Below are 26456 nucleotides of genomic sequence, written 5' to 3' on the forward strand. Positions count from 1 at the left end.
TCAGGGCTGCGCGGCCAGGAAGGACAGCACCCCGTCCCGATGCGGCTTGGCGCCGACCGCGGTGGAGTGGTCCTTGCCCTCGATCTCAAGCGCCCGCGCATCCGGGATCAGTGCGGCCAATCCCGGGCCGGAGCCAGCCACCGTATCGAGCGTCCCGACCGAGACCAGCACCGGCACCTCGATCTGCGCGAGTTCGGCGCGGCTCAGCGTCTGGCGCGAGCCGCGCATGCAGGCGGCCAGCGCCCGCAGGTCGCTCCGGGTCTGCTCGGCGAAGGTACGGAAGGCCGCGGCCGTTGGGTTGGGCGCCGGCGTTCCGGCGGGCGCCTCCAGCGCCTCGGCAATGCCCGAGGGCAGGCCCTTGCCCTCGACGAGATGCATCCCGAGGCCGCCGATCAGGGCCGAGCGCACCCGGTTCGCGTGGTCCAGGGCGATATGGGCGGTGATCCGCCCACCCATGGAGTAGCCCATGACGTGGGCGCGCGCGATGCCGAGATGGTCGAGCAGCCTGATCGCGTCACCGGCCATCGCCTCGGAGCTGTAGGCGGCCGGGTCGTAGAGCTTCTCGCTCTCGCCGTGGCCGCGATTGTCCAGCGCGATGGCGCGGTAGCCGGCCTGGGTCAGAGCCCGTACCCACTGGGTGTTGACCCAGTTGACCGCGTGGTTCGACGCAAAGCCGTGGATCAGCAGGATCGGCTTGCCGGCCCCATCGGCGGGCGGGACGTCGATATAGGCGATCCGCACGCCGTCGGAATTGAAGGACTCCATGCCGCACAACCTGTGTTCATCAAGCTCGGCCACGGCTTAGACCACCCGGGCGCGCGGGAGCAACGCGGATCGATCCGCTTGCGGGTCGGGGCGCCGACTGGCAAACCGCCCCGGTCATGACGGACACGCAGCCCTACGGCACCTATGAACCGTCCGGTCTCGTGGCGGCGATCACACGCCGCACGAACCGGATCCCGGCCGAGTCTTGGTACGGACGGCGCCTCGCGCTGTTCCTGCGCCGGATCGCCATCGCACGGCTCGGGGGCAAACCCCTCGACGTAACCCGTTACGGTGCGCGGATGCGGCTGCACCCCTACAACAACAACTGCGAGAAGAAGGTGCTCTTCACACCGCAGTTCTTCGATCCGGAGGAGCGAGCGCTCCTTGAGAAGCGTCTGCCGAAGGACTGCGTCTTCCTCGACATCGGCGCCAATGTCGGCGCTTATGCCCTGTGCGTGGCTGCCTTTTCCGGACCGGGCGCGCGGATCGTCGCGGTCGAGCCGCAGCCCGACGTGTTCGACCGCCTGACCTACAACATCGCCCAGAACCCGTTCCACACCGTCAAGGCGGTCGCCTGCGCGATCGCCGACAAGGCCGGCGAGTTGACCCTGTTCATCGATCCGCGCAACCGCGGCGAGTCGAGCCTGCGCATCGTCGGCACCAATGAGGGGGCGCGGATCACCGTGCCGGCGGTGACGCTCCTCGAACTCCTGCGCAGCGAGGGCCTCAGCCGGGTCGATGCCATCAAGCTCGACGTCGAGGGCGCCGAGGACCTGATCCTGGAGCCCTTCCTCCGCGAGGCGCCGGAGGCGCTTCTGCCGCGGATCCTGCTGGTCGAGAACGGCACCGGCCAATGGCAGCTCGACCTGCCGCAGCATCTGGCGCGCTGCGGCTATCGTGAGATCGCGCGCTCCCGGCTGAACCTGATGTTCGAGCGCGGCGCCGTCAGGGCGGCGTGACCACCGGAATCTCCTCGGCGATCGTGACGCCCGCCGGCCCGACGGCGCATCGGTAGGCATGGACCGCCACACCCGCCGCCCGCGCGTCCCGAAATGCGCGGTCGAAGGCGGGGTCGATGTCCCGGGCGACATCGAAGGCCTCGGCTTGCATCTGCACGACGATGACCACGAGCGCGCGCCCGCCCTCGGCTACGACCTGGGCGAGATCGCGCATGTGCCGGGCGCTGCGGGCGGCCTTGCAGTCGGGAAATTCCGCGAGGCCCGCCCGCCGCATCAGGTGGCAGTTCTTGACCTCGACATGGCAGGGCCCGGCCTCCGTGCCGCTCGCCAGGAAATCGACACGGCTCGCCTCGGCGTAGCGCACCTCCGGCTTCAGCGCATCGTACCCGACAAGCGGCGCGATCGCGCCGGCCTGGAAGGCCTCCGCCAGGAGCGCGTTCGGCCGCATCGTGTTGATGCCGACCCACTGCACCCCACCGGGCAGATCGGCCTCCACCAGCTCCCAGGTGAGCGGCAGCTTCCGGGCCGGGTTGGTCGAGCGGGACAGCAGAACGCGGGCGCCTGGCGTGTTCAGCCCGAGCATGGCTCCGGGATTGGGGCAGTGGACGGTGACGCGACCGTCATCGGTGTCGATGTCGGCGAGGAAGCGCTTGTAACGCTGCACGAGCCGACCCGTCAGGAGCGGCGCGGCGAACTGCATGGGATCCTCGGGGTTCACATAGTCGCGGGCTGCGGCCGCGCTATCTGCCTGCAGGATCCGCCCGACGCCAGAGTTCCATGAATCAGCCTGCCGAATCCGTGACCGCCGCGATCCTCGTCATCGGCGATGAGATCCTGACGGGTCGTACCAAGGACAAGAATATCGGCACGATCGCCGACTTCCTCACCGCCGCCGGGATCGACCTGCGCGAGGTCCGGATCGTGCCCGACGAAGCCGCCATGATCGTCGAGGCGGTCAACGCGCTGCGCGCCCGCTACACCTACCTCTTCACCACGGGCGGCATCGGACCGACCCACGACGACATCACCGCCGATTGCGTGGCCGAGGCCTTCGGGGTCGGCATCGACGTCGACGAGCGGGCCCGCGCGATGCTGCTGGAGCGGCACAAGCCCGAGGATCTCAACGAGGCCCGCCTGCGCATGGCGCGGATCCCATTCGGGGCCGACCTGATCGCCAATCCGGTGTCCAAGGCGCCGGGCTTCCGGATCGGCAATGTCCACGTGATGGCCGGCGTGCCGAGCATCATGCAGGCAATGCTGGATTCGATCGCCCCGACGCTGAAGGGCGGCGCAGCGATGCTCTCCGAGACGATCGAGGCAGCCGGACTGCCGGAGGGCACCTACGCGGGCGGCCTCGGCGAAATCGCGAAGGCGCGGCCCTTCGTCTCGATCGGCTCCTATCCGGCGATCACCCCGGAGGGGTTCCGCAACCGGATCGTCGTGCGCAGCCGGGATCCCGGCGCGCTCGCCGAGGCGCGCAACGCCGTTGAGGCGCTGCTGGCGCGGCTCTCGGCCTGACTTGTCACTGTCCAAACGATCGGGTTGCGTAGCGGGGCTGGTGGATGGTGCGGGACAAGGACAAGCGGGCTGATCCGGAGGCACGCCGCGACGAACTGCGCAAGGAAGTCTCGGAGATCGGTCGGCCCGACGCCTACGTTCTGCATGAGGTCATCCGGCTCGAAGGCGACGAAGAACTCCGCCGTCACGGCCTCGCGCTGTTCCTCTCGGCCTTCGCGGCAGGCCTCAGCATCGCCCTCTCGCTGATCGTCCCAGGCGTATTGCGGAGCCACCTGCCCGAGACCGATTGGGCCAAGATCGTCAGCTCGATGGGCTACGCGGTCGGGTTCCTGGTCGTCGTCCTCGGCCGCCAGCAGCTGTTCACCGAGAACACAATCACGCCGATCCTGCCTCTGCTGCACGACCGCTCGGTCAAGACGGCGCTCCGGGTCATTCGGCTGTGGATGATCGTGCTGATGGGAAACATCCTGGGAACGCTGGCGATCGCGACCCTGCTGGCCCATTCCGGCGCCTTCGAGGCGCCGGTCCTCAAGGCCTTCGCGGAGATCAGCCACGACGCGATCGCGCACGGCTTCTGGGCGACGTTCATCAAGGCGGTCTTCGCCGGATGGATGATCGCCCTGATGGTCTGGTTCCTGCCCGCGACCGCCGGCGCAGCGCCCTTCGTGATCCTTCTGATGACGTGGCTGGTGGCGCTCTGCAGCCTCGCCCACATCGTCGCCGGATCTGTCGAGGCCTTCTACCTGGTCGTCACGGGGGCCGCCTCGATGGGCGATTACGGGTTAACGTTCTTTCTCCCGACATTGCTCGGCAACACCTTCGGCGGCGTGGCCCTGGTGGCAGTTCTCAATTACGGGCAGGTCGCCCCGGAGGTTGAGGAGACGAAGGCGGTGGAAGGCGAGCGGCCGGATTGAGACCGTCGCATGTGGATGGATTTCGCCCGGTCGGCACGTGCGCCGCGAAGTCGCCCGCGCCGGTGCAACATCAATCAACGACGCGCCGCCGGATTGCCACACGCCGCTCGCCTGACGACTCCCAGTAGACAGGCTCAATCCAGCCGCACAGGCGGGCTGATCAGGTGGTCGAGGTCGTCGAGCACCCAGGTCATCGCCCCGCGCAGCGGACCGTACAGACCGATCTGGTGCTGCCGGTACAGCAGATCGTGCGTGAGCCGTGCGGAAAGCCCATTCAGGCGCCCCCCGCCGAACGTATAGCGGCCGAGGGTGCCCCAACCGTTGAAGTCGGCCAGCGAGACGATGGCGCCCTTCTCGACATAACGGAACGGCGGGAGCTGCGTCGCAGGGGTCTCGCCGCGGGACAATGCCCGGCCGAGATGCCGAGACAGGTGCTGAGCCTCCTGTCGGGCGGCCTGCGCCGTTGCCGGTACGGGCTGGCCGGTTCGCGGATCGGTGAGACTGGCGCAGTCGCCCAGGGCGATGATAGCGGGGTCGCGAGTGGTGCGCAGGTCGGCACCGACGACGAGTTGCCCGGTCCGCGAGCGCTCCAGACCGTCGAGGCCAGCGAGCACATCCGGCGCCTTCACGCCGGCCGCCCAGACCTTCAACTCAGCGGAGATGCGGGTGCCATCCTTCAGGACGAAGCCGGCCGCATCCGCCGCCGTTACCATCGCGCCCGTTCGGACCTCGACCGCGAGATCCGACAGGATGCGGGCGGCGGCCCGGGAGACCTTCTCCGGAAAGGCCGGCAGCAGGCGCGGACCACTCTCGATCAGCGTCAGGCGCAGGCGCCCCGGCAGGTCCGGCGAGCCGTAGGCCGCGAGCATGTTGATGGCATGTTTCAGCTCGGCGGCCAGCTCGACACCGGTGGCTCCGCCGCCAACGATGGCGATCTCCAGCAGGCCGCCGCCGTCGAGCCGCGCCAGCAGCTGGCAGCGGAGTCGTTCGTGAAAGTGCTCGGCCTCGGTCAGGTCGTCGATAGTCAAGCAATGCTTGGCGACTCCTGGCGTGCCGAAATCATTGGCGCGGCTGCCGATGGCGAGCACGAGCAGATCGTAGGCACGTTCCACCTCCGGACGCCCTTCCGCGGCCTCGACGGCGAGCCGGACGCGTCTGGCCTGCCGGTCGATGCCAATGAGGGCGCCGGGCTGGAAGCGGAAGCCGTTGCGGCACGCCTGGGCGAAGAAATTCACCTTCTGCCGGTCGGCCCGAGCGGTACCGGCCGCGAAGGTGTGGAGCATCGGCTTCCAGATATGCGACAGACTGCGATCGGCCAGGATCACGTCCGCCGAACCGCCCCGTCCGAGGCTGGTGGCCAGCTCGATGCCCGCGACGCCGCCGCCGACAATCACGATCCGTGCCTTGCCTGCCATAACGTCTCCGCATCCCCACGCGTCGCAAACACCCGTCAGGGCCATGACGTTCGCCGTGGAAAAGGCGGGGCCACTTCGCCATTGCGGCACAGGCGAGCGATCCTGGCCGTCGCGACAGGGATGAACATGGCGCCGACAGGGTTGCTGTGCTGCGCACGACGACGAGCGCCACCCGCCATGAAAAAAGCCGCCCGGAGGCGGCTTTCTCGAACGTTGCGATCTTGTTTGCAGATCAGGACCGCATGCGGGTCCGGACTTCCCCGAGGCTCGCGCGGATCAGACCCTGCGCGGCATCGCCCTGCATCCGCTCGCGCAGGATCGTCTCCGAGACCTTCACGGCCGCCTCCGCGGCGGCGGCACGGACCTGGGCCTCGGCCTGGGCCTCGGCCTGGGCGATCTTGGTCTCGGCAGCCTTGGTACGGCGGGCTAGGAAGTCGTCAAGCTTGCGATGACCCTCTTCGGCGGCGCGTTGGGCCTCCTCGCGGGCGCTGGCGACAATCGACTCGGCCTCCTTCTCGGCCTCGGCACGGCGGCGCTTGTAGTCTGCGAGCACGGCGGCCGCCTCCTCGCGCAGGCGCTTGGCTTCGTCGAGTTCGTGGCGGACGCGGTTGGCACGGCCATCCAGGCCCTTGGTCATTGTCGAGAAGGCGCCTGCCTTCCAGGCGATGCCCATGAAGATGACGAACGCGACGGCGACCCAGAATTCGGCTTCGAGCAGCATCGTGGGATCCCGTCTAGTGAGCGGTGGCGTCGAGGGCGCGGTCGAGGCTCGCCCGGTCCGGAGCGTGTCCGGTCAGGCGCTCGACGATCGCCGACGCGGCCTCGCCTGCGATAGAGCGGACGTTGCCCATGGCGGCCTCGGTCCGCGTGCGGATGGTCGCCTCGGAAGCTGCGAGCTTGGCGTTCAGCTCCTCCTCCAGCGCCTTGCGCTTGGTCTCGGCTTCGGCAGCCAGGGCGTTCCGGGTGGTCTGCGCGATGTCGCGCGCCTTGCCCTGGGCGTCCCGGAGAGCGGTCTCGAAGGCCACACCGGCGGCGTCCGCCTCGGCCTTCATCGCTTGCGCCTGATCCAGATCGGCACGCAGGCGCTCGGCGCGGGCGTGCAGGATCGACTGGATCCGCGGCAGCGCGATCTTGTCCATCAGGTAGTAGAGGAGTCCGAAGGCCAGGGCGAGCCAGATCAGCTGCGCCAGGAAGCCTGAGGTCTCGAAGGGCGGGAAGGCACCCGAATGCGCTTCCGTATGCTCGGCATGGCCCGGCACGACCTGCGTGTCGGCGCCAGGAGGCGGCGTGGTGAGGGGATTGGGCTGCGCCATGAGACCGCTACACTGACACCGTTCGCTGAAGCCACCGCTGATGCGGTGACGGACGAAGGCGGACGCTCCGAGGGAGCGCCCACCCGTTCATCGGGCGATTGCCCGTGGAGACCGCGGGCTCCGCGGCCTCCGGCGCCGATCAGACGGCGAAGAGCAGCAGCAGCGCGATCAGCAGCGAGAAGATGCCGAGCGCCTCGGTGAGGGCGAAGCCCAGGAGGAGGGTGGCGCGCTGGCCGTCGGCCGCAGACGGGTTGCGAAGGGCGCCGGCGAGGAACTGACCGAACAGGTTGCCGAGGCCGATGCCCGCACCCGCCATGCCGAGGCAAGCGAGGCCGGCGCCGATGTACTTCGCAGCGACGGGATCCATGGTAACTCCTGAGGTCTCTTCAGATCGAAACGTGCAGTGACGTTTGCGGCGGGTGGAGCCGGCCAGGTCTGATGACTAGTGGCCGGGGTGAAGGGCGTCGTTGAGGTAGATCGCCGTCAGCGTCGCGAAGACGTAGGCCTGAAGCGCCGCAACGAGGAACTCGAGAGCGGTCAGCGCGATCGTCAGGAACAGCGGGAGCGGCGATAGCACGCTCCAGGCGCCCGCGAGAAGAAGCTGGACCACGAAGAAGGCAAAGATCTTCATCGCGATGTGGCCGGCCAGCATGTTGGCGAACAGACGGACGGACAGGCTGATCGGGCGCGAGATGAACGAGATCACCTCGATCGGCACCAGAATCGCGAGCAGCGGCTTCGGCACGCCCGAGGGCACGAACAGGCCGAAGAAGTGCGTGCCGTGCTTCATCACGCCGAAGATCACCACGGTGGAGATCACCAGCGCGGCGAGGCCGAAGGTAATGATCAGGTGGCTGGTCACCGCGAAGGCGTAGGGGATCATCCCGAACAGGTTCAGGATGAGCACGAACATGAACAGCGAGAACACGAGCGGCATGAACCGCTTGCCGCCATCGCCCGTCGCCTGGTGCACGGTGTCGGCGATGAATTCGTAGAAGATCTCGGCCAGCGACTGCATGCGGCCCGGAACGATCGAGCGGGACGCAGTCGCCACGATGGTGATGAGTGCGATCACGCCGACGGCGGCGAACATGTAGAGGGCCGACTGCGTGAACGCGAGTTGCTGGTGGCCGATATGGCCCAGCGAAACGAGCGGCTTCAGCTCGAACTGATGGATCGGGTCGATCGTGACCGCCATTCCCGCTTCCGCCCTTCTTGTCCGGCGCGCCGACGGGTGTCGGCCGCCCCACATTCCCCACTGACCGGCGCGCCTTATGGCTCCTGCCGATCGCGCCGTCCCGGGCGCGCGCCGGTGAAACCCGACACCCGCATCACGTTGTAGACCCCCGCGACGAACCCCAGCATCAGCAGGATGATCAGGCCCCAGGGCTTCGTCCCGAAGACATGATCGACGATCCAGCCGAGTATGCCCCCCGCGATCACGCCCGCGACGAACTCCGTGGAGATCGTCATGGCCTGGCCCAGCGAGGATGGCCCACCGTTCCGAGGGCGCGTTGAAGGATCGGGAGCAGCCTGCGGCCGCTTCCGTTCGATCTGCGTCTCGAGACGTCTGAGCCTCGCGGAGAGTTCGCTGTCCGTCGGCGTCTGCTCGGTCCCTTTCCCGTCCCTCGGATCGTCGCCGGTCACGGCTCAAAACTCATCGGGCGGGAGGCTGTGGGACCGGCTGGACACCCCCAGCAAGCGGGGCGCACCATAGTTTCGCCTATCTTGAGTGTCAAGGCGAACCCCATACACCGTAAGTGTTTGATTTTGATCTGGTATTCCAACCTGGAGCGACGCGCCGGACCCGCGCTGCGCACGAGGCTCTCGCTCCGCTATCAGGCACCGATGATCGGCTTGATGACCTTCTCCATGCCCTCGACGGTCATCTCGCCGGTGTAACGCTCGCCGTTGATGAAGAAGGTGGGAGTAGAATCCACCTTGAAGACGTCAAGCCCGCGCTGCTTCACCGCGTTGACTGCGCTGTAGATCTTCTGGTCCTTCAGGCAGGCCTCGAAGGTTTGCTTGTTGTAGCCCGCCTGCCGGAGCATCTGTTCCAGCGCATCCACGGGCTTAGGCGTGAAGGCCCAGGCCGGCTGCTGGTCGAATAGCAGGTCGGTGATCGGATAATACTTGGAATCGCCCTGGCAGCGCGCGAGCATGAAGGCCGCGGTAGCCAGCGGGTCAAGGGGGAATTCGCGCAGGGTGAACCGCACCTTGCCGGTATCGATGTAGCGTTCCTTGAGGGTCGGCCACGTGTTCCGATGGAAGGCCGCACAGTGCGAGCAGGTCATCGAGGCGTATTCGATGATCGTGCACTTGGCGTCCGCCGGGCCGAGCCAGACGTCGCCGAGGGGGCCCGGCTGCAACAGCGCGGCCGTATCGGAATTCTGCGCTCGGGCGGGGGACCCGAGATAAGGCAGGGCGAGGCCGGCGCCGAGGGCGAGGCCGGAGAACTTGAGAGCGTCGCGTCGCGTCGTCATCGGGCAGACTCCGCCGGATTGATCAGTCGTGGCGTCCCGATGCCGGTACTCGGGCGCGACCGTCCTGGCAAGGTGACCGAATCGACCGTTCACCGCTCCGGACGTGTCGCTACCGCGGCGGTGCCGAGGCGATCGAGTGCGGCGCGCAGACCGTCATCGGCGATCCCCGCGACCGCACGCTGGACCTCGACGGCGGCAGCGGGATCGATACGGGCGGGGGACGGCACTCGCCCGCCGCGCCCGATCCGGTCCTGCTGCAGCACGATCCGGGAGACGCAAGCCCAGCCGTAATGGGCGTTGATCCGCTGGATCACGACCGGCGCGAGATGTTGCAACTCGAGAGCGAAGACGCCTTCGACGCGCACCACCAGCGTACCGGATTCAGACATGCCGGATTCGGGTGTGCCGGTTTCTTTCCGGCGACGCTTCGGCCATTCGAGCTTCGAGGGTCGGCAGTAGCGGGCGAGCCGCTCGCCAACGATCTCCGGCCAAGCGGCCAGGATGTCGGTCGAGGCGAAGCCCTGCGCCGCGAAGGCCGGCCCGATGCAGCTCTCGATCAGCTCGGCCAGCGGTTTGACGCGCGCCATGTTGGTTCCGGCCCTGTGGATCCGCGAAGGTTAGCGCAGGATCGTTGACGAAGGGAGCACGCGGCGGCGCTTTCGCCGCCCTATGATCGCCGCGGGGCTCCGGCTATGCAGCGCGACCCCTGTCGACCTGCCCATGCCGCTTCGCACAGCCACGGAATCCAAGCCCGGTCCCGGACCGCGCGCCGACGACCTGCTCGCCTGGTACGACCGGCATCGACGGGTGCTGCCGTGGCGGGCGCTCGCTGGCGAGCGCGCGGATCCCTACCGGGTCTGGCTGTCCGAGGTGATGCTGCAGCAGACGACCATCGCGGCGGTGCGGCCGTATTTCGAGCGTTTCCTGACGCGCTTCCCCGACGTCTTCGCCCTGGCCGAGGCTCCCGAGGATGCGGTGATGTCGGCCTGGGCCGGGCTCGGCTACTATTCCCGCGCCCGCAATCTCCATGCCTGCGCCAAGGCCGTCGCGGCGGCCGGCGGGCACTTCCCCGACACTGCGGAAGGCCTGCGCAAGCTCCCGGGGATCGGCGCCTACACGGCCGGTGCGATCGCCGCGATCGCATTCGACCGGCCGGAGGCCGCCGTCGACGGCAATGTCGAGCGCGTGTTGAGCCGGATCTACGCGGTTGAGACTCCGCTCCCGGGCAGCCGGCCAGAGATCCGACGCCTGACGCAAGCCCTGGTGCCGGAGGACAGGCCGGGCGATTTCGCCCAGGCTCTCATGGATCTCGGCGCCACGATCTGCACGCCCAAGCGCCCCGCCTGCGCGCTCTGCCCGTGGATGCCGCCCTGCCGTGCCCGGTCGCTCGGAACCCAGGAGACCTTCCCGCGCAAGATCAAGGTCACCAAGGGTGCTCTCCGCCGCGGCGCGGCCTTCGTAGCAATCCGCAGCGGCGACGAGGCGGTGCTGCTGCGGACGCGCCCCCCCGAGGGGCTCCTCGGCAACATGGCCGAGCCGCCGGGCAGCGCCTGGGAGCCGGATTACGACAGCGCTGCCGCCTTGCTGGACGCCCCCCTCGACGCGCGGTGGAAACGGCTCCCGGGGCTCGTCCGCCACGGCTTCACGCATTTTCCATTGGAGCTGACAGTGTTCGTGGCCCGCGTCGCGCTGTCGACGCCGGTGCCAGCCGGCATGCGCTTCACACCGCGCAGCGCTCTCGACGACGAGCCGCTGCCCGGTCTGATGCTGAAGGTCCTGGCCCACGCCTTCGACCCGAAGCCGGAATCCGAGAAGAAGCCGCGCGGGCGCCCCAAGAAAGAGCCGCCGCCGATGCCGCTTCTCGCGGCGATGGAGCCGCCGGTCTCCATGCCGGATCCCGAGCAGCGTCCGCGCGTGCGCGCCGTGCCTAAGCCCCAGCCGAAGCCGCCCCCCCCGCCGCCCGAGACGGACGATCTGCTCGAGGGGGAGGAGGAGCCGCCTGCAGCATCGACCACTCCGCGGCGCCGGAGTCCGGGCCGAAGACGGTGATCACGCAATCGCGCCGTCGTTCCGGGCCCCGCCGCAGGCGAAGGCCCGGAATCCAGAGCCGCCTTCGGCTCAGTCCCTGGCGCGACAAGACGGTTCCGGCGCAGTTGTGGGGTCCGTAACCGGATTCGCAGGCCACAGATGACGGAGCCGGGACGAAATTCGTCGTCTTCGCCTGTCGACGGCTTCGCCGCGGCCGTCGAGTGCTTCGAAGCGAAACGGGCTCAGCCGTTCGCCATGGCCTGGCGGAGACCGGCGCGGAAGGTGTCAATCGCTACCGGCTTGCCGCCGCGCTCGACGTGCCAGAAGGTCCAGCCGTTGCAGGCCGGCAAGCCCTGGACCAGGGCGCCAATCTTGTGGATCGAGCCGATGACGAGGCCGTTATCGAGCTGCCCGTCCGGGCGCACCGTCGCGCGGAAGCGTCGGCGCTCGTCGGTGACGATCTCGCCGGGGCGGATATGGCCCGCCTCGATCACCGACAGGAACGGCACCCGCGGCTCGGCGCGCTTGGTCGGCGCCACCATGAGTGCGGCCTTCGACAGGGTTTCGACGGATGCGATCCGCGCGCGAGCTGCTTCTGCGTAGGTCGTCTCGCGCTCGATGCCGATGAAGCGGCGCCCGAGGCGCTTGGCGACGGCACCGGTCGTACCTGTGCCGAAGAACGGATCGAGCACGACGTCGCCGGGATTGGTTGCCGCAAGCAGCGTCCGAGCCAGCAGGGCCTCGGGCTTCTGGGTCGGATGGACCTTGTGCCCGTCCGCATCCTTCAGCCGCTCCTCCCCGGTGCAGAGGGGGATGAACCAGTCGGAGCGCATCTGGAGGTCCTCATTGCCCCCTTTCAGCGCATCGTAATGGAAGGTGTAGCCCTTCGATTCCGCCGAGCGCGAGGCCCAGATCAGGGTCTCGTGGGCATTGGTGAAGCGCTTGCCGCGGAAATTCGGCATCGGGTTGGCCTTGCGCCAGACGATGTCGTTGAGGATCCAGTAACCGAGATCCTGCAACGCGCTCCCGACCCGGAAGATGTTGTGGTACGAACCAATCACCCAGAGGGTTGCGTTCGGCTTCATCACGCGGCGACAGGCCGCGAGCCAGTCCCGGGTGAAGCCGTCGTAGGCCTCGAAGGTTGCAAACTTGTCCCAGTCGTCATCGACGGCATCGACGCGGCTCTGATCCGGGCGCAGCAGGCCGGCCTCACCGAGCTGGAGGTTGTAAGGCGGGTCGGCGAACACACAGTCGACGCTCGACGCCGGCAAGGCGTTCATGGCGGCGATGCAGTCCCCGACAAGAACCTGGTCGAGGGGCAGAGAACGTTGGGCGGGTACGAGACCCATCCGTGGCGCCGACGCGGGCCGCCCGGCACGCGAGACCTGTTTCCGGGCGACGGCGTCGGCAGCCACGGTACGCGGGGAAGCCATGGCAAACACCGGTTACGCGACTGACCGGCAGACCATGCCTCCGATAGGGTAAAGGTCACGTTGTCGAATTCGGCGGCGACGCGTCCCGTTCTGGGGCTGCAAATTTTGCCGACCGGGCGCCCGGACAATGCTCCGACAGATTAAACAGCTGTTACTCTGGAACGCCGCGTCTCTTGGACGTGGCGATGACACTCTGTCCTTCCGGCTCTTCGCGGCCGCGGCGGCCTGTCCTTTTGAAACGGCAGCGCATGACAATCATCGTCGCAAATGGCCGGCCTGGCGCAACCCGCTTCCACCTCAGCGGGACGCAGGGTTACACGCGGTGCAGGTCTTGAGAAAATGATCCTATTTTGCCGCGCCGCCGGCTGACGTGGACAGTTCTTGGCGAATACACAAAACGACACACCAATGCATCGCCCTCAACAAGAGCGAAAATAAACTGAAATAATTGCTTATGTAATTAGCGTGACCAGCATAAAATCGGCCAAAATGTGACCGAAACCGCCTGGAAATGCCTGCCATATTCCGGCCGGTTTCTGAAACGACTGGCGCCGTCCCGATAACAACAAAGGGAATGCGTCGCGAATGTCGTTTGGTTTCGGTAAGCTCGTTGTCTCACTTGGAATGCTGTCCACCGTCATCGGAACCAGCCTCCCGGCCGCCGCGCAAAGCGGAGCAGCCTCGTGGTATGGCAGCGGCCATCGCACCGCGAACGGCGAGCGTTTCAACCCCAACGGACTGACCGCAGCCCATCGCAGCCTGCCGTTCGGAACCCGGGTCCGCGTCGAGAACCAGCGGACTGGCCGCGCGGTGGTCGTGCGTATCAACGATCGCGGTCCCTTCGTGCGCGGCCGCATCATCGATCTGTCGCGCGGCTCCGCCCGCGCCCTCGGTATGGGCGGCACCACCTACGTGTCACTGCAGGTCCTGCACTGATCCCTGAGGTGCGGCACACGCGCCGAGCGGCCTCTGCCCCGAGAGGGCGAGGCCGCGATTGAGGCGTTGTCTGCTGGACCCGGACGCACCATCTGCTGCCGGGTTCAGTTCGGATCAGCCACCCATGCCCAAGCCCCTCATCGTCGACATTCCCCACGACCTCGGCCGCGATGAGGCCAAGCGGCGCCTTGAGCACGGCACGGATCAGGCGCGGGCCTTCCTGGCCAAGAGCGGCATCACGGTCGACCAGCTTGCCTGGACGGGTGACCGCCTTGATTTCGGTGTGTCCGCGGTCGCCCAGAAAATCGCCGGCACGATCGATGTGGGCGCGGAGAGCGTGCGCCTCGAGGTGAAACTGCCGTTCCTCCTCGCCCTGTTCGCCGAGAAGATCCAGAAGGTGGCGAGCAAGGAGGGTAACCTGCTGCTGACGAAGAAGTAGCGCTCCGGAACCGGATCGGCCGGACCTTGTTTCCGCCGAAACGGTGCGGACCTGCACCGTCGGTCTCGCGGAGGATGAAGGTGCCCGATTTCACGCTCGCCGATCCGGGTCAGGTGCCAGAGGTGCCGCCGCAGCCGGCGCCGGTCCCGGACCGGCCGTACGATCCGCCGCAAGCGCCGACGCAGCCGCCCGGGCCGGAAATTCCCGGGAATACGCCGGCCGAAGCGCCCGGAATCCAGCCGCCCGAAATCCCGGTCAATGATCCCGGCGCGCCCGAGATCAGCCCGCCCACCGGCCCTGCCAATCCGATCGCCTGACCGGGCGCCTGCCGAAGGGGGCGGCGCCGTTTGAACCGGCCGCCCCACGCTGCCATAAGCCGGCCCATGGCCGCTCCCCCGCTCCTCACCCTCCAAGACGTCGCACTCACCTTCGGCGGCACGCCGCTGATCACGAACGCGAGCCTCGCCATCGCGCCGGGCGAGCGCACTTGCCTCGTCGGCCGGAATGGGTCGGGGAAGTCGACGCTCATGAAAATCGCCGCGGGTCTGGCGGAGCCCGATAAGGGGCGCCGGTTCCTCCAGCCCGGCACGACGATCCGCTACCTCGCCCAGGAGCCCGATTTCACGGGTTTCGCCACGACCCTGGACTTCGTCGAGGCTGGACTGCCGCCGGGCGAATCGACCCACCGCGCCCGCTACCTGCTGGAAAGCCTCGGCCTCACCGGTGCCGAGGATCCCAGCAAGCTCTCCGGCGGCGAGGGACGCCGCACCGCGCTGGCGCAGGCGCTCGCGCCCGAGCCCGATGTGCTGCTTCTCGACGAGCCCACCAACCATCTCGACCTGCCGGCGATCGAGTGGCTCGAGACGGAATTGAAGGGCACCCGCGCCGCCCTCGTGCTGATCAGCCACGACCGGCGCTTCCTCTCGGCCCTGTCGCGGGCCACGATCTGGCTCGACCGCGGCGAGACCCGCCGGATCGACCAGGGCTTTTCCAGCTTCGAGGCCTGGCGCGACGCCTTCTTCGAGGAGGAGGAGCGGGACCAGCACAAGCTCGACCGGAAGATCGTCGCCGAGGAGCATTGGCTGCGCTACGGGGTCACGGCGCGGCGCAAGCGCAACGTCCGCCGGCTCGGCAACCTGCACGAGCTGCGCCAGAACCGCCGCGAGGTGCGGCGCCCGGTGGGCAGCGTCAGCATGCAGGCCTCCGACGCCGAATCCTCCGGGAGCCTCGTCGTCGAGGCCCGCGACATCGCGAAGAGCTATGGCGAGCGCAAGATCGTCGACGGCCTGTCCCTGCGGGTGATGCGCGGCGACCGGCTCGGCATCGTCGGGGCGAACGGCGCGGGCAAGAGTACCCTGATCAACCTGCTGATGGGCCGGCTCGCGCCGGATGCCGGGCAGGTCGTGCTCGGCACCAACCTGCTGCCGGTGGTGCTTGATCAGGCCCGCGCCGTGCTGGAGCCCGGGATGACCGTCACCGACGTGCTGACCGGCGGGCGCGGCGACAGCGTCACGGTGAACGGCCAGAGCCGCCACGTGATCGGCTACCTCAAGGACTTCCTGTTCACGCCCGAGCAGGCGCGCACGCCGGTCTCGGTGCTGTCCGGCGGCGAGCGCAACCGGCTGCTGATCGCCCGGGCCCTGGCCCAGCCGGCCAACCTCCTCGTCCTCGACGAGCCCACCAACGACCTCGACCTCGAGACTCTCGACCTGCTCCAGGAGATGCTGGGCGACTACCAGGGCACGCTGATCCTGGTGAGCCACGACCGCGACTTCCTCGACCGCGTGGCCGGCAGCGTGCTGGTCTCGGAGGGCGCCGGCCGCTGGGTTGAGTATGCCGGCGGCTACAGCGACATGCTGGTCCAGCGCGGCCAGGGCGTCGAGGCGCGAACCGCCGCTCAGAAGACGAAGGAGCCGCGCGAGCGCGCCGCTGCGACGGCCGCCCAGCCGTCGGGCAAGCCCAAGCTCGGCTTCAAGGACCAGCACGAGTTGAAGACACTGCCGGCCCGCATCGAGAAGCTGGAGGCGGCGATCGCCCAGCTCAGGACGGTCCTCGCTGACCCCGAGCTCTATGCCCGCGACCCGGCCCGGTTCGACAAGGCCTCGACCATGCTGGCCCAGGTCGAGACCGAGCTGTCGCAGGCGGAGGACCGCTGGCTGGAGCTGGAGATGCTTCAGGCCGGCTGAACACCGCGATGCGAAGCCGTGTGACGTACCCGACCGGAGACCGCATGACCGCCTATCAGACCCTCGAACAGCGCTTCGCCCGGCTCGCCGCCCTCGAGGGCGCGGCCGGGATCCTCGGCTGGGACGCGCAGACCCTGATGCCGGACGGCGCCGCCGAGGCCCGCGGGGACCAGCTCGCGATCCTGCGCGGGCTCGCCCACGGGATGCTCACAGCCCCCGAGGCCGCCGACGAGCTGGCGGCGGCCGAGCAGCGCGGGGGCCTGGAACCCTGGGCCGCCGCCAACCTGCGGGAGATGCGCCGCGCCCAGGCCCACGCCACCGCGGTCCCGCGCGACCTCGTCGAGGCCAGCTCCCGCGCCGTATCCCGCTCGGAGATGGTCTGGCGCGAGGCGCGGCGCGACGCCGATTTCGCGCGCCTCGAACCCCACCTCGCCGAGGTGCTGCGGCTCCAGCGGGAGATCGGCCAGGCGAAGGGCGCGGCCCTCGGCCTCGACCCCTACGACGCGCTGCTGGACAGCTACGATCCCGGCATGCGCCGGGCGACGATCGACCCGCTCTTCGCGGACCTGTCTAGCTGGCTGCCAGCCCTGATCGCCAGCGCCCGGGAAATCCAGGCATCCCGGCCGGCGCCGTTCCCGATCGTCGGCCCGTTCGACGTGACGGTGCAGCGCGACCTCGGCCTGAAGCTGATGGAGGCCGTAGGCTTCGACTTCACCCGCGGCCGGCTCGACATCAGCCTGCACCCGTTCTGCGGCGGCGCCACCGACGACGTGCGGATCACCACCCGCTACGACGCGGCCGATTTCGGCCGGGCGCTGATGGGCGTTCTCCACGAGACCGGGCACGCCCTCTACGAGCAGGGCCGGCCGGCGGCGTGGCGGAACCAGCCGGTCGGCGCGGCGCGGGGGATGAGCCTGCACGAGAGCCAGTCGCTCATCGTCGAGATGCAGGCCTGCCGGAGCCAGGAATTCTTCAGCTTCCTGGCGCCGCTCCTGCAGGCAGCGTTCGGGCGATCCGGGCCCGAATGGTCGCCGGAGAATCTGCACGCGCTCAACACCCGGGTCGCGCCGGGCTTCATCCGGGTGGATGCCGACGAGGCGACCTACCCGGCCCACATCCTCCTGCGCTACCGGCTGGAGACCGCGATGATCGCGGGCGACCTCGCGGTGCGCGACCTGCCGGGGGCCTTCAACGACGGCCTGCGCGATCTCCTCGGCCTCACCGTGCCGGACGACCGCGTTGGCTGCCTCCAGGACATCCACTGGCCGAGCGGGGCGTTCGGCTATTTCCCGACCTACACGCTCGGCGCCCTCGCGGCCGCGCAGCTGTTCCGGGCCGCCCGCACAGCCGAGCCGGAGCTGCCGGGTTGCCTGGCGCAGGGCGAATTCGGTCCCCTGCGGGACTGGCTCCGCGCGCACGTCCACGCGGTGGGGAGCCTGCTCGACACCGACGACCTGCTCACCCGCGCCACCGGGACGAAGCTCGGCACGGTCGCGTTCCGGTCACATCTTGAGGCGCGCTACCTCGCGGGTGCGAGCGCCTGAGAGGCGGCGGAGGGGAGGGCTCCCCCCTCCGCTACCACTCCTAGAGCGCCACCACGTCCACGGCCGCGCCGAGCCTGTCGCGGGCGATCTCCGCGACATGGCGGTGATGCGTGAACAGGATCGGCTGCACCCGCGTGCCGATTTCGGCCAGCGCATCCAGACCGTAGCCGGTCCGGGTCTCGTCGAAGGTGGAGAACAGGTCATCGCCGATGAAGGGCGCCGGCTCGGCGCGGCCGGCGTAATCCTCCAGATAGGCCAGCCGAAGGGCGAGATAGAGCTGGTCGCGGGTGCCCTCGCTCATGCCCTCGATCGCCACCGTGCCGCCCCCGGCGCGCTGCCCGGCGAGCTTCGGGGTGTCGGCCTCGTCGTAGATCTGCGCGAGCCCGGAGAATCCGCCGCCGGTGAGGGCGTGGAATAGGGCGCCCGCCCGGGCGACGAGCGGATCCTGTTGTCCCGCGCGATGGCGGGCCACCGCTTGCCCCAGCATCAGTCCGGCGAGCCGCAGCACGGCCCAGGAGCGTGCGGCCTCTTGCAGATCCGCTTCCGCGGCCTTCCGCTCGGCGAGCGCCAGCTCGGCACCAGTACCACCCTCCAGCTCAGCCCGCCGCCGCTCGGCCCGGTCACGGTCGGCGAAGATTACCTGGCCGCGTTCCGCCTGCTCGTCGGCCTCGAGCGCCAGCCGTGCCAGCTCAGCCTCGATGGCTTCCGGGGGCAGGGTCTCGAGACCGGCGCGCAACTCGGCTTCGGGGAGGCCATCGGCCGCACCGGCGAGGCTGCCGCGAAGCCGCAGACGCTCGGCACGGAGTTTCTCCCGCTCGCTCATGCGACTGAACAGGCGATCGATCTCCGAAATCGGCGCTGCGGCAAGGTCCGGCATCGCCTCGGCGACGTGCCGGAGGAGCGACGCCCGGGCCGAGTCGCGATGCTCGGCGGCGCCGCGATGCGCCGCTTCGGCCTCGTCGCGGCGGCGGTCGAGCTCAACACGCCGCGCCTCGCGGGCCTGCGCGGCGACGAGGCGGCCGTGGAGCGTCCGGATCGCACCGGCGGGCGGCGCATCCGCGAGATCGGGCGCCAGCGCCGCGACCAGGCCGGCCGCAGTGACCCGGAACGCCTCCATGTCCCGGCGGATCCCGGCCGACCGGCGCTGCAAGGCGGCCCGCTCCGCCAGCCGGTCCGGCACGTTCCGCCATGCTTCCAACGCACCTTCGGCCTCCTCGGGCGCGGCCTGGCTATCGAGCCCAAGGGGCAGCAGCGCCGCCGCCCATTCGGTCTGCCACGCCGCGCGTCGAGCGGCCGCCTCGGCGAGGGCCGCCTCCAGCCGCCCGGTGGCGGCCTGGGCAGCGCGCAGCAGGCCGCCGGTCTGAAGATTGGCCTCCCAGCGACTCGCCAGGGTGGCGACCCGCGCTTCGAGGCCGTCCAGCGCGGCGGCGATCTCAAGCTCCGGCGCGGCGTCGAGCCCGGCGCGGGCGCGCAGATCGGCCAGCGGCGCCCGGGCGGCCTCAATCCGAGTCCCGAGGCGATCTGCCTCGATCTGCTGCTCGGCGAGCCGCTGCTGGGCTTCGATCAGGCTCTCCACCTCGGCGAGCCAAGCCGCCATCTCGGCCGGCGGCCCGGGCACCAAGCCGGCAGGCCGCCAAGCGTCCCGCCAAGCCGCCTCGCCAGCGGCAATCTCCGCGGCAAGACCTGTGAGGACAGTATCGGCCTGCACGGCCTCGGCCTCCTCGGTAGCAAGCCGCTCCAGGTCGACGGCGTGGGCGGCGACCCGGGCCGCGTCGGAGGCCCGCTCATCGGCGAGGCGATCCGCCTCGATGAGCGCCCGCTCGAAGGCCGCAATCTCGGCGATCCCGGCCGATCGTCCGGCGGCGAGGGCGTCGCGCAGCGACGCGAAGGCGGCGTCTCGGCTCGCCCGCACCGCGTCGAGCCGCTCCCGGGTGGCGATGGGTCGGCCGGCCTCGCGCTCGCGAAGCCGCGCCCGGGTGACGGCGACCTGCCGACGCACCGCGTCACGACGATCGGCGGCCCGCTCGTGCTCGCGCGTCTTGGCATCAAGACGCTGACGGTAACTGGCCACCGTATCGGGAGCGGGCAGAGGCGTGCGAACGAGGACAGCGAGGTCGGCAACCGGCGGCGACAGCCGCTCAGCCTGATTGCGCAGAAGCGCCGCCTCCCGGCGGATCGTGGCATCGAGGGTGTCGCGGGCAGCGATCCATTCGTGCAACCGAACAAGCGGCTTCAGCGCCTCCCGCAGGGGGCTCGGATCCCGAGTGGCATCCGCCGCCTCCACTTCCCGGTTGAGGCGCTCTCGCTCAATGCGAGCGGCGGCGAGGTCGCGGGCGAGCTGGTCCTCGGCGGCCGCGAAGGTCCGGCCCTCACGGATCAGGCGCTCAATCCGGACGCGCACGGCATCCGGGGGCTGCCGGGCTTCGAGCGCAGTGAGATCGGGCAGGCCGATCCGCGCGCGCAGCCGCTCCAGTTCCAGCGCGACCTTGTGGGCGTCACCCTCGATCCGCGGCAAATCGGTGGCGCCCTTCTCGAACTCCTTGGTGCCGCTGAACGCCGCCAGGATCTCGTCCGCGCGGTGAGTCAGCCCCGGTTCGACCGACACCGCCTCGGCCTCGCTTCGGGTTCGTTCGAGCGCGGCTTCAGCCCGCGCTGCCTCGGCTTCCGCGGTGCGGCACGCGTCCAAGGCCGCACCGAGACGAGCGATCCAGGCGGAATCCGCGTCGACGAGGTCGGTTTCGGCAGCGATGCGCTGCTCCAGCGCGTCGATCTCAGCGATCATCGGCCGGACGCGCTTGAGCCGCTCCAGCCGGGCGCGCGCGACCGTGATCGCCTTCTGTTCGGCCCGCAGCGCCTCGAGCTGAGCAGCCGCTGCGGCGATCTCGTCATTCAGCGCACGCCAGTCACCGGCGCGCAGACTCCGCTCGCGGATTGCCCGCCGGGCCAGCTCGTGGCGCTCCAGCGCCTGGTAGAAGGTCCGATGCTTGGCCTGGCGCGGGGCGAAGATGGCGTCGGCTTCTTGATCGAGCGTCGTCTGCAGCTCCGTCAGCCCGCGAAGGCCCGAGCCCGCCGCGAACAGGCTCGCGCCGACCTCGCCCTCCACGTCCACCATCTCCCGACCGCCGGCTCGGAGGCTCGCCGCGTCGAGGCCAAAGGCCCGGCAGAACACCGTCCGGGACAATCCGCCGAGGAACGGCGCCAGGGCATCGTCGGGGAGCGGTGCCTCGGCGGCGTCGATGAGGGTTCGGGTGTTACCCTTTCGACGGCGGAAGGACAGCCGGCGGCCGTCGGCGGCGGCAATCTCCGCACCCAGACGCAACTGCGGCATGTCGTGCAGGAAGGCATAGGGCGTGGTCTTGCCGAAGCCGAACAGCAGGTCGGTGACCGCCGCCAGCGCGGTGCTCTTACCGGCCTCGTTGGCGCCCACTACGACGTGCAGGCGCGCATCCGGCCGGAATTCGACGGTGCGGTCCGTGAAGGCGCCGTAGCGCTCCAGGGCGAGGCGAATCAGGCGCATCGGGGTTCCATGGACGATGGCCTCAGCAGTGCCGGCCGCCGAGGCGCCCGAGCACCAGCGCCTCCGCTTCGGCACAGAGCGCATCGAATTCCGCGTCGAGACCGGCCTCCGCCGCGGCGGTGCCGGGCATCCGGCCGCCGATCTCGGCCAGGGCTGCCTTCGCCCGGGCGCGGAATTCGGGATCGCGGTCGAGATCGGCCAGCAGCGCCGCGGGGTCGATGGCGGTACCGGAGGGCTCCCCTTGTGGGCGCGGGCGGCGGGTCTCGATCTTCAGGCGCTCCAGCCAGATGTCCTCGTGCAACCGGTGCGCAGCCGCCTGGATCTCGGCCGTCACAGACTCACGATCGGCCGCAAGCGCGTCGTGAGCCCGGCTGGTGCCGACGAGGTGGATGCGGACCAGGAGCAGCCGGCGCGCCGCGACGGCAGCGAGCGGCTTCAGGGCCGCCTCGACGGCCTCCACGGCGCCACGGGTATCGGCCGCCGCCGCGAGGTCGATTGCGATCCGCTCGAACCGCGCGCGGTCGAGGGGCAGGCGGCTGACGCCGCTCACCCGCCCGTCGGAGACGTCCACCACGACCGCGCCCTTCTCGCCGCACTCGCGCACGCTCCGGCCCTGGAGATTGCCAGGGAACACGATCCAGGGATCGCGGGACAGCTCCGCGTATTCGTGGATGTGGCCCAGCGCCCAGTACTCGTAGCCCCGGGCCGCGAGGTCGGCGACCGAGCAGGGGGCGTAGGTCTCGTGGGCGGCGTGACCCGTGCAGGAGGTGTGCAGGACCCCGAGGTTGAACCAGCCCGGCACGGCGGCCGGATAGGTGAGCGAGAGGTTCTCCTCCACGGCCCGGCCCTGGAAGCTGCGGCCGTGGATCGCGACGCGGAGCGCGTCGAGACGCAGGGTGCCGGCGCGTGCGGTCGGGAAGACGTGCACGGAAGCCGGCAGCGTGATCGAGCGCGTGATGACGCTCTCGGCATCGTGGTTGCCGCGCACGAGGATCGTCGGGATCCCGGCCCGGTCGAGGCGCGCCACTTGCCGGGCGAAGAACAGGCCGATCGTGGTGTCGACCCAGTCGCCGTCATAGACGTCACCGGCCACCACCACGAAGGCGACCGACCGCTCGATCGCTTGGCTCACCAGATCCTCGAAAGCCTGGCGCCCGGCCGAGGCCAGGCGCCGGGCGAGATCCGCGTCGCGCGCGGCGAGGCCGGAGAGCGGGCTGCCGAGATGCAGGTCGGCCGCGTGGATGAAGCTGAACGCCGTCATCGGTCTCCGGAATGGATCGGTGGTGACATGGGGGCGGCGATCCGGCAGGACCGTCGACGCTACCATGCGGGCTCTTAGGCTGCGGAGAGGGTTCGCCTCAAGCGGCGTCCGGTGACGGGTTGTGCGGCAGCGAGGCTGGGCCCGGCGGCTGGTTACCGACTACAACGTGCCCGGCACCGGCGCGAATCCGGTCGAACGTCCCGGCTCCAGGCGCGTTAGAGCGTGGCGGTGGCGGGAGCGCCGCGGGTTGAGGTACGAGACCGGCTCGATGAATCCTGCTGCACGCCCGGTCCGCTCCAATCTCGCACCATCACCTGCTACGCCAATCCGCCCCGCCGATCGGCCGCATCAGCCCTTCAAGATCGTGAGCTGGAACCTGCTGCGGCGCACCGGCGCGGCGGTGGACGACGTCGCCGACCTCGTCGCCCGGGAGAAACCCGATCTGCTGCTGATGCAGGAGGCGACCCGGGCCATCGGCTTCCTCCTGGACCGGATCGGCGGACATTACGCCTGGGCTCCCCTGCCAGGCCGGATACACGGGCTGGCCATGTGGAGCCCCAAACCCTGGCCGGCGCCCCCCCGGGTGATCACGCTGCCCTCAGGGGCGCTCGTGCACCGGGTCTGCCAGATCCTCGATCTCGGGGAGTTCGGCGTGGCCAATGTGCATCTGTCGCACGGCCAGATGCTGAACCGTCGGCAGCTGCGCCGCATCGTCAGCGAGTTGCCCCCGCGCGCCGCCGTGCTCGGTGACTACAACATCGTCGGCCCCGCGATGATCCCGGGTTTCCGCGATGTCGGACCGCGGCAATCGACCCACGCGATGGTCGAGGTTCTGCCCCTGCGGCTCGATCGCTGTCTCGCCCGCGGCCTCGTCTGCCACGCGCACGCGGTGCTGCCGCGGGGGCGCTCCGATCATCGGCCGATCGTCGTTCATCTTGGCCCGGCTCCCGAGGCGCATGCCCCCGGTCGGTTCAAAGGTATGGCAGCAGCAGTCGCACGCCTGCGTCGCGCAGACGGATCGGGAGGCCGCGCGCGGCGAGATCCTCAAGGCTGAGCCGCGCTTCCATCTTGCCGCGCATGAACCGGTCGAGATCGGCGGCAAGCTCGGCGTCGACGATCTCGACATTCAATTCGAAGTTGAGACGGAAGCTGCGCATGTCCCAGTTGGCGCTGCCGACGAAGCACCAAACGTCGTCGACCACCATCGCCTTGGAATGGTCGAAGGGCGGCTCGTCGAGCCAGACTCGCACACCGGCCCGCAGCAGCGGCTCGAGATGCGCCCGCGTCGCCCAGTCGATGAACGGATGGTCGCTGACCCGCGGGATGATCACGTCGATCGTGATGCCTCGGGTTGCGGCCTGAGCGAGCGCGCCGGTCACCAGCTCGTCGGGCAGGAAGTAGGGCGTCACGAACCGCACCGAACGGCGCGCGCAGGCGAGCGCCTGGAGGATGACCTGCTCGATCTTCTCGACATCGGCATCCGGGCCGGAGGTCACGGCTCGAGCGACGCTCGGGCCGCACGGCTCGAGGTCCACGAACCACGGGGCGCCGTCGAGGCTCTCGCCGTCGACGAAGGCCCAGTCAGCCGCGAAGGCGGCGGCGAGCTGCTCGACCACGGGTCCGGTCAGCCGGAAATGGGTGTCGCGGATCGGGTGCTCCGGCTTCAGGGCGACGCGGTTCGGGTGGGAGATGTTGAGGCCGCCGGTGAAGGCGATGCGCCCGTCGAGGATCAGCAGCTTCTTGTGCGAACGCAGGTTGAGAAACGGCATCCGCCAAGGGAGGGCGGAGTGCATGAACAGGGCCGCCGGCACTCCGGCGGCCGTGAGGCGATGGTAGACAGGCGCCCGGAAATAGCCGCCGCCGATCCCGTCGATGATGACGCGCACCTTCACGCCGCGACCCTGCGCCTCCACCAGGGCGTCGCAGAACTCGCGGCCGGTAGCGTCGTCCCGGAAGATGTAGCTCGATAGCCCGATGCTGGTCTGCGCCTCCCGGATCGCGGCCAGCATCACCGGATAGGCCGCATCGCCGTTGCGGAATATCTGCACGGTGTTGCCCGCGAAGGCCGGCAAACTGGTGATCCGCCGGATCGCACGGTCGAGGGGCCACAGTGCTTCCGGCACTACGGCGTCGTCGGTATCAGGCAGCTTCGTCGCGTCGGAGGGTTTCGTCCGCAGCCGCCGGGCGCGGCGCGAGACGCGATTGATACCGAAGGTGAGGTAGAGGGCGGTACCGAAGACCGGCGACAGCCATGCGAGTCCGATCCAACCCACCGCCACGCTAACCCGGCGTTTCCGCAGCAAAGCGTGCAGGGTGACGCCGATCGCCAGCGCAAAGCCGATCAGCGCCTCGACATCCGACCGCATCAGGGCGGTCGACTGGACCCAGCGGGTAAGCGCGTTTTCCAAGGTCACGGTATCCGGGTTGGCGTCGGGAGGCGCCGGATTAACCCGAAGCCCATGCGGCGGGCGGATTAATCCGCCGGCTTGGCCGGATGCGCAATGGTGGAGCCCGCGGCGGGCCGCTCGCAGCGATAGGGTCCGCTGCCATCGAGGGCCGCGTACAGAACCCGGCCGCCGGAGGCGATGCACCGCGCCTTGGCCTCGGCATAGGGCCTATGGAAGCTCCAGATGGTGATCATCGGCCCGATCATGGCGAGGCAGACGCCCCCGAAGATCACGGCGGCGGCCCAGGTCGCGCCGTTGCGATTCGGCCTCGGCGGTCGCGGCGGCGGCATCGTGCCGTAGAAGGCCAGCGTCAGACCGAACAGGTCGATGGTGCTCATCAGCCGTTCCGCGTTGCGGCGCCGAGCCCGGCAGGATCGGTCGGGCTCCCTATCCTAGGGCAGGGCGACGCCATCACCTACGCATGCGCGGCCGAACAGCCTGCGTCGTATCGCGCCACGACGCGGGCTCACGGCTCCCAGCGGGGCGGCCGCTTGCCCAGGAACGCGTCGATGCCCTCCTGGGCATCGGCCATCATCATGTTCCGGGTCATGATCTCGGCGGCGTAGCCGTAAGCGTCCTCCAGACCCATCTCGATCTGGCGGCCGAACGCCTCCTTGCCGATCGCCAGGACGCGCCGGGCCTTTCCGGCGATCCGGGCCGCGAGGGCGCCCACTACCGCGTCGAGATCGGCCTCCGGCACGACGCGGTTGACGAGGCCGATCCTTAGAGCCTCCGCGGCGTCGATCGGCTCGCCCACCAGCAGCATCTCCATCGCCGCCTTGCGCGATACGGCCCGCGACAGGGCGACCATTGGGGTCGAGCAGAACAGGCCGATCTGCACGCCCGGCGTGGCGAAGCGGGCCGTCTCGGTGCAGACGGCGAGATCACAGGTCGCGACGAGCTGACAGCCGGCTGCGGTGGCGATCCCGTGAACCCGGGCGATCACCGGTTGCGGCAGGCGCGTGAGGCTCAGCATGAGCCGGGCGCAGGTGCGGAACACCGTCTCCGTCGCTGCGCGGGACGGATCGGCCCGCATCTCCTTGAGATCGTGCCCGGCGCAGAAGGCAGACCCCGCTCCCTGCAGGACTACCACCCGCACCGCAGCATCCTGGCGGATTGCGTCGAGCTGTTCCTGGAGAGCCTCCATCAGGGCCATCGACAGGGCATTGCGGGCCTGAGGCCGATTCAGCGTCAGGGTCGCGATCCCATCGGCATCGCTGCGCAGCAGGACTGACGCCTCCTCGGCCGTCCCGACGGAGGAAGCCGTGGCAAGGGCTGCGGACATGGCGGCATCTCCC

Annotated in this window: 26 protein-coding genes; 10 read left to right on the top strand and 16 right to left on the bottom strand. The window is 69.5% G+C overall.

Annotated features, from left to right (window positions below; all coding sequences use genetic code 11):
* Positions 1–765, bottom strand: a complete 765-nt coding sequence (locus BLT59_RS11755; RefSeq protein WP_091779659.1) for an alpha/beta fold hydrolase — start codon at positions 763–765, stop codon at positions 1–3.
* A gap of 116 nt (positions 766–881) precedes the next feature.
* Between BLT59_RS11755 and BLT59_RS11760 the strand changes: the two genes are divergently transcribed.
* Complete coding sequence (locus tag BLT59_RS11760) at positions 882–1724, top strand: FkbM family methyltransferase (protein ID WP_091779661.1); 843 nt, start codon at positions 882–884, stop codon at positions 1722–1724.
* Here BLT59_RS11760 and sfsA read toward each other — a convergent pair.
* Positions 1711–2424 carry a DNA/RNA nuclease SfsA gene (gene sfsA, locus BLT59_RS11765; RefSeq protein WP_091779663.1) on the bottom strand — a complete coding sequence of 238 codons (714 nt, stop codon included), beginning with the start codon at positions 2422–2424 and terminating at the stop codon, positions 1711–1713. The two genes, BLT59_RS11760 and sfsA, sit on opposite strands and share 14 nt — an antisense overlap.
* Positions 2425–2501: 77 nt before the next feature.
* Here sfsA and BLT59_RS11770 point away from each other — a divergent pair, with 77 nt between their 5' ends.
* Both BLT59_RS11770 and BLT59_RS11775 read left to right on the top strand, forming a co-directional pair.
* Positions 2502–3242 carry a competence/damage-inducible protein A gene (locus BLT59_RS11770; protein WP_091779665.1) on the top strand — a complete coding sequence of 247 codons (741 nt, stop codon included), beginning with the start codon at positions 2502–2504 and terminating at the stop codon, positions 3240–3242.
* Positions 3243–3286: 44 nt separating this feature from the next.
* Complete coding sequence (locus tag BLT59_RS11775) at positions 3287–4156, top strand: formate/nitrite transporter family protein (protein ID WP_091779667.1); 870 nt, start codon at positions 3287–3289, stop codon at positions 4154–4156.
* Between the two features lie 134 nt (positions 4157–4290).
* On the opposite strand, the gene BLT59_RS11780 is transcribed toward BLT59_RS11775, so the two are convergent.
* The 8 genes from BLT59_RS11780 to BLT59_RS11815 all read right to left on the bottom strand — a co-directional run bounded on the left by BLT59_RS11780 (position 4291) and on the right by BLT59_RS11815 (position 9954).
* Positions 4291–5571: an NAD(P)/FAD-dependent oxidoreductase gene (locus tag BLT59_RS11780; RefSeq protein ID WP_091779669.1), complete on the bottom strand. Its 1281-nt coding sequence runs from the start codon at positions 5569–5571 to the stop codon at positions 4291–4293.
* A gap of 232 nt (positions 5572–5803) precedes the next feature.
* Entirely contained in the window at positions 5804–6289 is a 486-nt protein-coding gene (locus BLT59_RS11785; protein ID WP_173009225.1) for a F0F1 ATP synthase subunit B family protein, read from the bottom strand.
* A 16-nt stretch (positions 6290–6305) separates the two neighbouring features.
* On the bottom strand, positions 6306–6884 hold the full coding sequence (locus BLT59_RS11790) for a F0F1 ATP synthase subunit B family protein (protein WP_091779673.1): 579 nt from the start codon (positions 6882–6884) through the stop codon (positions 6306–6308).
* Positions 6885–7023: 139 nt separating this feature from the next.
* Positions 7024–7251, bottom strand: coding sequence for a F0F1 ATP synthase subunit C (locus tag BLT59_RS11795; RefSeq protein ID WP_007566773.1), 228 nt, complete (start codon positions 7249–7251; stop codon positions 7024–7026).
* A gap of 75 nt (positions 7252–7326) precedes the next feature.
* On the bottom strand, positions 7327–8082 hold the full coding sequence (locus tag BLT59_RS11800; protein WP_091779675.1) for a F0F1 ATP synthase subunit A: 756 nt from the start codon (positions 8080–8082) through the stop codon (positions 7327–7329).
* 74 nt (positions 8083–8156) lie between these two features.
* A complete protein-coding gene (locus BLT59_RS11805) occupies positions 8157–8531 on the bottom strand; it encodes an AtpZ/AtpI family protein (protein WP_091779677.1) in 375 nt (124 codons plus the stop codon).
* 191 nt (positions 8532–8722) lie between these two features.
* Complete coding sequence (locus BLT59_RS11810; RefSeq protein ID WP_091779679.1) at positions 8723–9367, bottom strand: DsbA family protein; 645 nt, start codon at positions 9365–9367, stop codon at positions 8723–8725.
* An 89-nt stretch (positions 9368–9456) separates the two neighbouring features.
* Positions 9457–9954 (bottom strand): DUF721 domain-containing protein, encoded by a 498-nt coding sequence (locus BLT59_RS11815; protein ID WP_091779680.1) that lies wholly within the window; start codon positions 9952–9954, stop codon positions 9457–9459.
* 133 nt (positions 9955–10087) lie between these two features.
* Between BLT59_RS11815 and mutY the strand changes: the two genes are divergently transcribed.
* Entirely contained in the window at positions 10088–11416 is a 1329-nt protein-coding gene (mutY, locus tag BLT59_RS11820; RefSeq protein ID WP_091779746.1) for an A/G-specific adenine glycosylase, read from the top strand.
* A 221-nt stretch (positions 11417–11637) separates the two neighbouring features.
* Here mutY and BLT59_RS11825 read toward each other — a convergent pair whose 3' ends face one another.
* Positions 11638–12828, bottom strand: a complete 1191-nt coding sequence (locus BLT59_RS11825; protein ID WP_280141050.1) for a site-specific DNA-methyltransferase — start codon at positions 12826–12828, stop codon at positions 11638–11640.
* Between the two features lie 585 nt (positions 12829–13413).
* Here BLT59_RS11825 and BLT59_RS11830 point away from each other — a divergent pair.
* The 5 genes from BLT59_RS11830 (at position 13414) to BLT59_RS11850 (ending at position 17933) form a co-directional block, all read left to right on the top strand.
* Positions 13414–13764, top strand: a complete 351-nt coding sequence (locus BLT59_RS11830; protein ID WP_091779684.1) for a septal ring lytic transglycosylase RlpA family protein — start codon at positions 13414–13416, stop codon at positions 13762–13764.
* 124 nt (positions 13765–13888) lie between these two features.
* On the top strand, positions 13889–14203 hold the full coding sequence (locus BLT59_RS11835; protein ID WP_012317725.1) for a polyhydroxyalkanoic acid system family protein: 315 nt from the start codon (positions 13889–13891) through the stop codon (positions 14201–14203).
* 74 nt (positions 14204–14277) lie between these two features.
* Positions 14278–14520 (top strand): hypothetical protein, encoded by a 243-nt coding sequence (locus BLT59_RS11840; protein ID WP_173009217.1) that lies wholly within the window; start codon positions 14278–14280, stop codon positions 14518–14520.
* Between the two features lie 66 nt (positions 14521–14586).
* The gene (locus BLT59_RS11845) at positions 14587–16389 is read left to right on the top strand and encodes an ATP-binding cassette domain-containing protein (RefSeq protein WP_091779686.1); all 1803 of its coding nucleotides are present in this window, start codon (positions 14587–14589) and stop codon (positions 16387–16389) included.
* Between the two features lie 44 nt (positions 16390–16433).
* Positions 16434–17933, top strand: a complete 1500-nt coding sequence (locus BLT59_RS11850; protein WP_091779688.1) for a carboxypeptidase M32 — start codon at positions 16434–16436, stop codon at positions 17931–17933.
* Between the two features lie 40 nt (positions 17934–17973).
* Here the strand turns inward: BLT59_RS11850 and BLT59_RS11855 are convergent, their stop codons facing one another.
* Both BLT59_RS11855 and BLT59_RS11860 read right to left on the bottom strand, forming a co-directional pair.
* Positions 17974–21450: an ATP-binding protein gene (locus BLT59_RS11855; RefSeq protein WP_091779750.1), complete on the bottom strand. Its 3477-nt coding sequence runs from the start codon at positions 21448–21450 to the stop codon at positions 17974–17976.
* Between the two features lie 22 nt (positions 21451–21472).
* Positions 21473–22711 (bottom strand): metallophosphoesterase family protein, encoded by a 1239-nt coding sequence (locus BLT59_RS11860; protein WP_091779690.1) that lies wholly within the window; start codon positions 22709–22711, stop codon positions 21473–21475.
* A gap of 268 nt (positions 22712–22979) precedes the next feature.
* On the opposite strand from BLT59_RS11860, the gene BLT59_RS11865 reads away from it, so the two are divergent.
* A complete protein-coding gene (locus tag BLT59_RS11865) occupies positions 22980–23765 on the top strand; it encodes an endonuclease/exonuclease/phosphatase family protein (protein ID WP_175543996.1) in 786 nt (261 codons plus the stop codon).
* On the opposite strand, the gene BLT59_RS11870 is transcribed toward BLT59_RS11865, so the two are convergent.
* The 3 genes from BLT59_RS11870 to BLT59_RS11880 form a co-directional block, all read right to left on the bottom strand.
* Entirely contained in the window at positions 23683–25119 is a 1437-nt protein-coding gene (locus BLT59_RS11870) for a phospholipase D-like domain-containing protein (RefSeq protein WP_091779692.1), read from the bottom strand. The two genes, BLT59_RS11865 and BLT59_RS11870, sit on opposite strands and share 83 nt — an antisense overlap.
* Positions 25120–25184: 65 nt before the next feature.
* Positions 25185–25496 (bottom strand): hypothetical protein, encoded by a 312-nt coding sequence (locus BLT59_RS11875; protein ID WP_091779694.1) that lies wholly within the window; start codon positions 25494–25496, stop codon positions 25185–25187.
* Positions 25497–25624: 128 nt separating this feature from the next.
* Entirely contained in the window at positions 25625–26443 is an 819-nt protein-coding gene (locus tag BLT59_RS11880) for an enoyl-CoA hydratase (protein ID WP_091779696.1), read from the bottom strand.
* Positions 26444–26456: the final 13 nt, after the last annotated feature.

The organism is Methylobacterium sp. UNC378MF, from assembly GCF_900103195.1.
Classification (GTDB): domain Bacteria; phylum Pseudomonadota; class Alphaproteobacteria; order Rhizobiales; family Beijerinckiaceae; genus Methylobacterium.

What these genes read in the sequence shown, in the direction of transcription:
- BLT59_RS11755 (WP_091779659.1), bottom strand. Translation starts at nt 765, where the DNA reads ATGGAGTCCTTCAATTCCGACGGCGTGCGGATCGCCTATATCGACGTC.
- BLT59_RS11760 (WP_091779661.1), top strand. Translation starts at nt 882, where the DNA reads ATGACGGACACGCAGCCCTACGGCACCTATGAACCGTCCGGTCTCGTG.
- sfsA (WP_091779663.1), bottom strand. Translation starts at nt 2,424, where the DNA reads ATGCAGTTCGCCGCGCCGCTCCTGACGGGTCGGCTCGTGCAGCGTTAC.
- BLT59_RS11770 (WP_091779665.1), top strand. Translation starts at nt 2,502, where the DNA reads ATGAATCAGCCTGCCGAATCCGTGACCGCCGCGATCCTCGTCATCGGC.
- BLT59_RS11775 (WP_091779667.1), top strand. Translation starts at nt 3,287, where the DNA reads ATGGTGCGGGACAAGGACAAGCGGGCTGATCCGGAGGCACGCCGCGAC.
- BLT59_RS11780 (WP_091779669.1), bottom strand. Translation starts at nt 5,571, where the DNA reads ATGGCAGGCAAGGCACGGATCGTGATTGTCGGCGGCGGCGTCGCGGGC.
- BLT59_RS11790 (WP_091779673.1), bottom strand. Translation starts at nt 6,884, where the DNA reads ATGGCGCAGCCCAATCCCCTCACCACGCCGCCTCCTGGCGCCGACACG.
- BLT59_RS11795 (WP_007566773.1), bottom strand. Translation starts at nt 7,251, where the DNA reads ATGGATCCCGTCGCTGCGAAGTACATCGGCGCCGGCCTCGCTTGCCTC.
- BLT59_RS11800 (WP_091779675.1), bottom strand. Translation starts at nt 8,082, where the DNA reads ATGGCGGTCACGATCGACCCGATCCATCAGTTCGAGCTGAAGCCGCTC.
- BLT59_RS11810 (WP_091779679.1), bottom strand. Translation starts at nt 9,367, where the DNA reads ATGACGACGCGACGCGACGCTCTCAAGTTCTCCGGCCTCGCCCTCGGC.
- BLT59_RS11815 (WP_091779680.1), bottom strand. Translation starts at nt 9,954, where the DNA reads ATGGCGCGCGTCAAACCGCTGGCCGAGCTGATCGAGAGCTGCATCGGG.
- mutY (WP_091779746.1), top strand. Translation starts at nt 10,088, where the DNA reads ATGCCGCTTCGCACAGCCACGGAATCCAAGCCCGGTCCCGGACCGCGC.
- BLT59_RS11825 (WP_280141050.1), bottom strand. Translation starts at nt 12,828, where the DNA reads ATGGCTTCCCCGCGTACCGTGGCTGCCGACGCCGTCGCCCGGAAACAG.
- BLT59_RS11830 (WP_091779684.1), top strand. Translation starts at nt 13,414, where the DNA reads ATGTCGTTTGGTTTCGGTAAGCTCGTTGTCTCACTTGGAATGCTGTCC.
- BLT59_RS11835 (WP_012317725.1), top strand. Translation starts at nt 13,889, where the DNA reads ATGCCCAAGCCCCTCATCGTCGACATTCCCCACGACCTCGGCCGCGAT.
- BLT59_RS11840 (WP_173009217.1), top strand. Translation starts at nt 14,278, where the DNA reads ATGAAGGTGCCCGATTTCACGCTCGCCGATCCGGGTCAGGTGCCAGAG.
- BLT59_RS11845 (WP_091779686.1), top strand. Translation starts at nt 14,587, where the DNA reads ATGGCCGCTCCCCCGCTCCTCACCCTCCAAGACGTCGCACTCACCTTC.
- BLT59_RS11850 (WP_091779688.1), top strand. Translation starts at nt 16,434, where the DNA reads ATGACCGCCTATCAGACCCTCGAACAGCGCTTCGCCCGGCTCGCCGCC.
- BLT59_RS11855 (WP_091779750.1), bottom strand. Translation starts at nt 21,450, where the DNA reads ATGCGCCTGATTCGCCTCGCCCTGGAGCGCTACGGCGCCTTCACGGAC.
- BLT59_RS11860 (WP_091779690.1), bottom strand. Translation starts at nt 22,711, where the DNA reads ATGACGGCGTTCAGCTTCATCCACGCGGCCGACCTGCATCTCGGCAGC.
- BLT59_RS11865 (WP_175543996.1), top strand. Translation starts at nt 22,980, where the DNA reads ATGAATCCTGCTGCACGCCCGGTCCGCTCCAATCTCGCACCATCACCT.
- BLT59_RS11875 (WP_091779694.1), bottom strand. Translation starts at nt 25,496, where the DNA reads ATGAGCACCATCGACCTGTTCGGTCTGACGCTGGCCTTCTACGGCACG.
- BLT59_RS11880 (WP_091779696.1), bottom strand. Translation starts at nt 26,443, where the DNA reads ATGTCCGCAGCCCTTGCCACGGCTTCCTCCGTCGGGACGGCCGAGGAG.